The sequence below is a fragment of the Halorubrum sp. Boch-26 genome (assembly GCF_029889805.1).
In the GTDB taxonomy this organism is placed as follows: domain Archaea; phylum Halobacteriota; class Halobacteria; order Halobacteriales; family Haloferacaceae; genus Halorubrum.
In genome coordinates, this window is sequence record NZ_JARANT010000133.1 from 1 (window position 1) to 5,081 (window position 5,081).

General features: G+C 71.0%; 6 protein-coding genes. All 6 read right to left on the bottom strand.

Annotated elements, in window-relative coordinates; genetic code table 11:
• Window positions 1–432: PfkB family carbohydrate kinase (locus tag OQF71_RS13750; protein WP_280588364.1), on the bottom strand; the 432-nt coding region annotated here is incomplete at its 3' end.
• Window positions 429–1,400, bottom strand: a complete 972-nt coding sequence (locus tag OQF71_RS13755; protein WP_280588365.1) for a ribose 1,5-bisphosphate isomerase — start codon at window positions 1,398–1,400, stop codon at window positions 429–431. The genes OQF71_RS13750 and OQF71_RS13755, both read right to left, overlap by 4 nt.
• Window positions 1,401–1,476: 76 nt before the next feature.
• Window positions 1,477–2,145 (bottom strand): class II aldolase/adducin family protein, encoded by a 669-nt coding sequence (locus OQF71_RS13760; protein ID WP_280588366.1) that lies wholly within the window; start codon window positions 2,143–2,145, stop codon window positions 1,477–1,479.
• Window positions 2,142–2,852, bottom strand: a complete 711-nt coding sequence (locus OQF71_RS13765; protein WP_280588367.1) for an HAD family hydrolase — start codon at window positions 2,850–2,852, stop codon at window positions 2,142–2,144. The genes OQF71_RS13760 and OQF71_RS13765 overlap by 4 nt, the downstream gene beginning before the upstream one ends.
• Window positions 2,853–3,050: 198 nt before the next feature.
• Window positions 3,051–3,923 (bottom strand): CheF family chemotaxis protein, encoded by an 873-nt coding sequence (locus OQF71_RS13770; protein ID WP_280588369.1) that lies wholly within the window; start codon window positions 3,921–3,923, stop codon window positions 3,051–3,053.
• A partial coding sequence (locus OQF71_RS13775; RefSeq protein WP_280588370.1) for a HEAT repeat domain-containing protein occupies window positions 3,924–5,081 on the bottom strand: 1,158 nt, incomplete at its 5' end.

Consider the following 5,081-nt stretch of genomic DNA (forward strand, 5'->3'; position numbering starts at 1 on the left):
TAGTTTTTTAGGTGTAAACAATACACCCCCCACCAAACAGCAAAACAAAAACGCGCCCTTCTCGTCGCCGCCGACGCTCCCGTAGACGACCGACTGGCCGCCGAGGTCGACGAGCCCGACCGCGACGTTCGCCGCGCTCCCGCCCCCGGACTGTTCGAGGCGGTCGATCCGGGTCTCGCCGTCCGGCTCCGGCAGCCGGTCGACGTGGATCGTCACGTCCCAGTTGATGTGGCCCGCGGCGATCACCTTCGGGACGCGGCCCGACTCCTCTGGCGCGAGGTCGGGGTCCTCGTCAACCGGGTCGGCGTCGCCGGTCGATCGGGTGCCGTCGGGGGAATCAGAGTCGTCGGCCTCCCACTCGGAGACCTCCTCGTCCCACTCCGCGACCTCCTCGTCCCAGTCCTCCCCGTCGCCGCTCCCGTCCCGGCTCATGGTTCCGCCCACGGCGCCGCGGCGCCCTCGCCGAACAGCTCCCGCATGAGCGTCACGATGCTCTCCGGCGGGAACTGGCCGTGCTCGGTGACGATCGCGTCCATGTACCGCGGCGGCGTCACGTCGAACGCGGGGTTCTCAACGGCGATCTCACCGATCTCCTCGCGGGCCGCGGGCTCGATCACCTCGCTCTCCGACCGCATCTCGATCTCGACGGTGTGACCCGTCAGCGTCTCCGGGTGGAGCTTGATCGTCTGGGCCGCGGTCATGATCGGGACGCCGCGCTCGCGGGCGTTGACCGCGAGCCCCGACGTGCCGATCTTGTTGATCACGCCGCCGTCGGCCGCGATCGAGTCGGCCCCGACGACGACGTGGTCGACCTCGTCGAGGTAGCGCCGCGCCGCGGAGTCGACGATGAGGGTGACGGGGACGCCGGCGTCGCGGAGCTGTTCGGCGGTGATGTGGCCCTGCTGTCGCGGGCGCGTCTCCTTGACCACCGCCGATATCGACTTCCCCTGCTCGACGGCCGCCTCGATACACGCAAGCGCGTCGGTCGAGTGACAGTGCGTCATCACCGTGTCGCCGTCGGCGAGGCGGTTGGCGCCCACCCGCCCGAGGTCCTCCTGCGCCCGGTCGAGCTGGCGGACGAACGCCTCGCTCGCGTCCACCACGCTCCGGCGGAGCCGATCGACCTCGTCTCCCTCCATCCGCTGGAGGACGTATCGGAGGGCGTTCGGCAGGGAGACGGCCGTTGGACGCGTCTCGCGGAGGTCCCTCGCAGCCGCGCGAATCGACGCGCGGAACGCCGCCGGGTCGCTCGCGGTCGGGCCGCTCGCCGCGGCCGCGCGAGCCTGCTCGGCGAGCGCCTCGGCCGCCGCCGAGGCGATAGTCGCCGCCCCGCGGATCTCCATCGTCGCGATCGCCTCGGCGGTCTCGCGCACCGCGGCCGCCGGCTCGTGCTCGGTCATACCGATCCGGTAGCCGTCCGGGTATTTATAAAACCGGGCGACTGCCCGAGAGGCCGGCCGCACTCCGCGTCCCGTCCTACCCCGCGTCCGGCTGCTGCCCGTAGCTCTCGAACCGCTCCTCGACGGTCGCCAGCTGGTCGTCGGTGAGGAGGGTCGGCTCCCCGACCGCCGACGCCCGGAGGTAGAGCCGACAGAGGTCCTCGACGTGGTGCGTGTTCTCGATCGCGGTCTCCAGGTCCGCCCCGGTCACCACCAGCCCGTGGTTCGCGAGGATCGCCGCGTCGGCGTCGGCCTCGGCCATCGCGGCGACGGCGTTCGCGGCCAGTTCCTCGGTGCCGTACGGCGCGTAGTCGGCGAGCGGGACCTCGCGGCCCACCGAGACGATCATGTAGTGGACCGGCGGGAGCCGCCGACCGAGCGTCGCCATCGTCGTCGCCCACGGCGAGTGGGTGTGGACGATGGCGCCCGGCCGGTCGTGCTTGTAAATGCCCGTGTGCATCGGGACCTCGCTCGACGGCGCCATCCGGCCCGCCAGCCGCTCGCCGTCGAGGCCGACGACCGGCACGTCGTCGGCGTCGAAGGAGTCGTACGGGACCCCCGTCGGCGTCACGGCGACCGCGTCGCCGTCGCGGACGCTGAGGTTCCCGGTCCGACCGGGCGTCAGGTCGGCGAGCGCCGGCGCGTACTCGACGACCGCCTCGCGGGCGTCGCGGAGCAGGTCGGGGTCCGTCGGGCCCCGGCTCACGGCGCCACCTCCGTCAGGTCGGCGAAGGCGTCCGGGCGGTAGTCCGGGCGCCGCTGCGCCGAGAGCTCGTCGCCCGGCGCGTCGCCGTCGGCGGCGAACAGCGCCGTGTCCATCCCGACCGCGTTCGCGCCGGCCACGTCGGCGTCGATGTTGTCCCCGACCATCAGCGCCTCGCTCGGCCGGCAGTCGAACGCCGCGAGGGCGGTCGCGAAGGGGAGCGCGCTCGGCTTCTCGCGGCCGACCTCCTCGGAGGTGACGAGCCGGTCGATCCGGTCGTCGATCCCGAGCCGCGCGAGCTTCTGGAGTTGAACGCGGGTGGTGAGGTTGGTCACGATGGCGACGTTGGTGTCGGCCGCCGCGAGGGCGTCGAAGACCGACTCGACCCCGGCGCACAGTTCCATCTCGGACGCGTATCCCTCCCAGTAGGCGTCGCCGAGCGCGAGCGCGGTCGCGGCGTCCCGCTCGCCCGCGTGGCGCCGGAGCGCGCGCTTGAAATAGATGTGTCGGTCGTGAGAGGCGGCCGTACCAGCGGTCTCCCGTTTCGCCTCGCGCCGAGCGGTCGCGTACAGCTCGTCGAACGTCTCCCGGTCCATCTCGTGCCCGCTCTCGCGGAACGCCGCGAGCGCCGCCCGCTTGCCCGCCTCGTTGCAGGGCGGATACGGATACAGGGTGTTGTCGAGGTCGAAACAGACCGCCTCGTAGCTCATGCGCCCATTCGGCCGGGCAGCGACTTAAGCGTGGTTCGACGCGGGCGCGCCGTCGTTTCATAACCGATACCGCGGCCAACGCGCCCGTGAGCTGATCCGTCCTCTGCGGCGGCCGAGGCGGGAGCCCGGCGCACCGCCGCGGAGAAGCGGCTGCGCCGGCTGTTCGCCACGCACTACGGCCCCAACTCGACGGTGCGCCTACTGCTCGTTCATCGCTTCGCTGGCGATGTTGCGACCGCGAGAGTTGAGCGCCACCTCGCGGCGAACGCGGACCTCTTCGACCACGTCGAGCTCGACGAGCCGCTCGAACGTCTCCTCGACCGCGTCGACGTCCATCCCGAGGAACGACGGGATCTCGAACGGCGAGACGCCGGAATACAGCGCCATCAACACCTCTCGGTCGCGACTGGAGAGGTCGACGTTCGTCGAGCTGCGCTCCTCGCCCTTCCGGAGCCACGCCTCGACGAACCGCATCCGGTTGGGGTCGCCGGCGACGTGCGTCTCGATACTGGTTCCCTCGTCGTCGGTGTGAGACACCTCGATAACGGGCTTCTTCTCGCCGTTGACCGTGCGTTTGGCGGCGTCGAGGCCACTGATGTCGTCGAGATCGAACTTCACGAACGCGCCGCTCTCCAAGGCGGCGTTGAGCCCGTTCTCGTCGATCTTCACCCGGGCCTGCTCCCACTCGGTCTCCTGGACGACGCCGCCCTCGATCGCGGGGTGTTTGGCCGTCACCGTCCGCTGGTCGAGCAGCGCCCGGTAGACGTCGCGCTCGAACGACTCGTGGTCGGACGCGGCGACCAACAGCACCTGATCGCCGAGGTCGAAACTCACGTAGTTAGAGACGCGCGCGACCGACTGGTTGGCGTCGTGGCGTCCGCCCAGTCCCCGGAGCTTCGAGAGGGGGACCGTGCGCTTCCCATCGTTACCCGCGAGTATCAGCCGCCGATTCGAGAGGAGCACCCGACCCGGCGTCCACGAGACGTCGCTCACCTTCCGTCCGTCGCGGACGGCGACCGCGAACCGTCCCTTGGTATCCGTGACCTTGTACTCGCCGCTGCCGTTGGACATTTACGGAACCCCCGCCCGGAGTTTCGAAACCGCTGAGAACACCCGCTTTCGGACCGCGGAACTCTCGTCGTCGGTGAGGTCTTCGAGCCGGTTCAGCGTCTCCTGCCCGCCGACCTGACCGAGGACGAACACCGCCTTCGCTCGCGCTTCTTCCGGGTGTTCGGTGCCGAGCCGGTCGAGCAGCCGGTCCTCGACGATCGGTCCGCCGAGGCTCTTGAGGCTCGTGGCCGCGAACTGGGCGGTCTGTGGGTCCTCGTCTGCGAGCGCGTCCGCGAGCGCCTCGACCGCTATCGCCGACTCCGGTTCTGCGACGCGGCCGAGGATCCACGCCGCGTTCCGCCGCTGGCGGTCCTGTTGACCGTCCGTGAGGATCTCGACGAGCGGCTCGACAACTGTGGCGTCGTCCGCCGATTTCAGCTCGGAGACGACGCGGTCGCGGACCGCGTGACTCTGTTGAGTGGGCACGTTCGACAGCAGTTCGATGATCGAGTACACCGCGGCGTTGCGAACGACCGCGCTCTCGTCGCCGAGCGCCCGCGCCAGCGGTTCCACCGGCTCGGGGTTGTTCGCCTTTCCGAGCGCGCCGGCGGCGATGCGCCGAAGCGACTCGTCGCCGGCGTCGAGGAGGTCGAGCAGCGGCGAGAGCGCCTGATCCGTTCCGACGTTTCCGAGGGCGTTCGCCGCGGCCCGCCTGACTCGCGGGTCGTCGTCGTCGAGCCGCTCCGTGAGGCCCGGAACCGAGCGCTGGTCCGCGAACGTCCCGCAGGCCTGACAGGCGCGCAGCCTGACCCGGGCGTCCTCGTCGTCGAGCGCCTCGACGAGGTGCTGGAGCCCGCTCGCGTCGTCGAGCCGGCCGAGCGCGTTCGCGGCCGCCATCCGGAGCTCCGGGCGGTCGGCCCTGAGCGCGCGGGCGAACTTACGGGCGGTGACCCACTCCGCCTCGGAGCCGCTGGTGCCGGTGAGCTCTTTGAGCAGCTGTTCGAGCGCCTCCTGTCCGAGCTCGTCGAGCGCGTCGACGGCGGCCCCTCTGACCTCCGCGTCGTCGTCGCTGGTCGCCGCACGGAGGAGCCCGTCGACCGTCGGCTGCTCGTCGACGCTGCCGACCTCGCCGAGAAACTCGGCCGCTCGGCGCCGGACCGCGTCGCTGTCGCTTCCCAG